Here is a 1,649-nt window from a genome sequence, read left to right as displayed (position 1 = left end):
TCGTGTCCCGGGGCAAGGACATAGACAAGGAATTTCCGGGACACGACACTAGCCGGGTGACATTCGCTCGCCAGGGGCGGGAGTAGCTCAGCGGTAGAGCGTCAGCCTTCCAAGCTGAGGGTCGCGGGTTCAAATCCCGTTTCCCGCTCCAGACTTTTTCTTGTCCTAGGTCGCATGTAGGGATTTGAAGCTGACCCGAGCGCCTCCTGTGGAGGATGAAGCGAGGGCAGCCGGCTTCGGCGGAGAACTCGGGAGAGTTCGGGGGAGAAGAAATCCCGTTTCCCGCTCCAGACTTTTTCCCCTCACCTTAATCCTCTCCCCGGCGGGGAGAGGAGGTAACGTTTGATTCCCGGTTTCACTCCTGCGGAGGTTGTCTTTATGCAACCCTGGAAGACACTGTCTCGTCGAATAATACTGGATGAACACCCGTGGCTAGTTGTCGAACACCACACGGTCGAACTGCCGGACGGACGCATTATTCCGGACTGGCCCTGGATTGTTACGCCTGACTATGTGAGTGTTGTCGCAATTACTGAGAGCAATACCTTTGCATGCTTTCGGCAGACGAAGTATGCGATTGAAGGGATTTCGCTTGCGCCCGTCGCCGGATACATTGATCCCGGAGAAGAACCGCTCGCGGCTGCGCAGCGTGAATTACGCGAAGAAGCAGGTCTCGTTGCGACCGAGTGGCTTGAGATGGGGCACTATCGCGTAGACGGAAACCGTGGTTCAGGGACCGGACATTTCTTCCTGGCCCGGCAAGCAAAGGCAGTGGCTCCCTTCGCGCCTCATGACATTGAGGAGCAGGAGCTTGTTTACCTGACGCGTGCGGAAATTGAAGAAGCACTGGCCAAGGGCGAATTCAAAGCCCTGGGTTGGGCAGCGGCGTTCGCTTTTGTCCTTCTGCGCACGAAGACGTGACGAGTGTCTTCAGCGTCGGCGTGCAGGCTGGAAATAATCGCTAATGGATCGGCCCAAAGGGCACGATATTCCCTGATTAGGAAGAATGCTCAAGAGGAAACACCGCCCAACCCGCATCAAGGCAGCGGAACTGCATTCCTGTTCAACGAGTTGAGAACACCCGCAGGGGAAGGGTCTGTCCGCGTCAGAGTGCCGCCGATAGGTGCTTCGAAGGGCATTAGAAATGAGATTTCCAGCTCACATTGACAGAAAAAAAGGGAAAAAATTTCTCTTGACAGGCTTTCGGGAAGTGCTAGACTTTTGTTTTTGCAACGCAGCTTCCCGCTAGGGAAGACGGCCGGAGGCTTTTTGTATCTTTTCCGGGAGTGAGGAGCCCTCATTTCGGTTCTTCCTAGTGTTATAGAGTTCACGCCGCTGCTTAGGCCCGCGTAGCTCAGTCGGTAGAGCATTTGCATGGTAAGCAAAAGGCCACCGGTTCGATTCCGGTCGTGGGCTCCAGATGAGTCAGAGACAACTAAGAGGCATTTCTGTAAATATTTCTTTTTTAGGAAGCAGGAACGTCTGTTTGTCTGAAGAAGTCGGTAGCCAAGCATCTTCGAGATAACTCCTCTTTCAGCATCTCGTCATCTTCGACGAGGGGAATCATCCGCCGTAACAATGTTGGAGGTCAGGTATGGGAAAGCCTAGGTTTGAGCGTACGAAGCCGCATGTGAATATTGGTACGATAG

1 protein-coding gene and 2 tRNA genes are annotated in these 1,649 nt (G+C 54.1%); all 3 read left to right on the top strand.

The annotated features are described in order from the left end of the window. Positions 1-76: 76 nt before the first annotated feature. Positions 77-151, top strand: a tRNA-Gly gene (locus tag QME66_13775). A gap of 227 nt (positions 152-378) precedes the next feature. Further along, entirely contained in the window at positions 379-921 is a 543-nt protein-coding gene (locus QME66_13770; protein ID MDI6810010.1) for an NUDIX hydrolase, read from the top strand. Positions 922-1,343: 422 nt separating this feature from the next. After that, positions 1,344-1,419 (top strand) — tRNA-Thr (locus tag QME66_13765). Positions 1,420-1,649 lie beyond the last annotated feature (230 nt).

This window comes from Candidatus Eisenbacteria bacterium (assembly GCA_030017955.1).
Classification (GTDB): domain Bacteria; phylum Eisenbacteria; class RBG-16-71-46; order JASEGR01; family JASEGR01; genus JASEGR01.
Note: the sequence above shows the minus strand (reverse complement) of the source record. Positions and strands in the feature narration are given on the sequence as shown.

Excerpts from the sequence above, each read along its gene's own strand:
- QME66_13770 (MDI6810010.1), top strand. The coding sequence starts at position 379 with ATGCAACCCTGGAAGACACTGTCTCGTCGAATAATACTGGATGAACAC.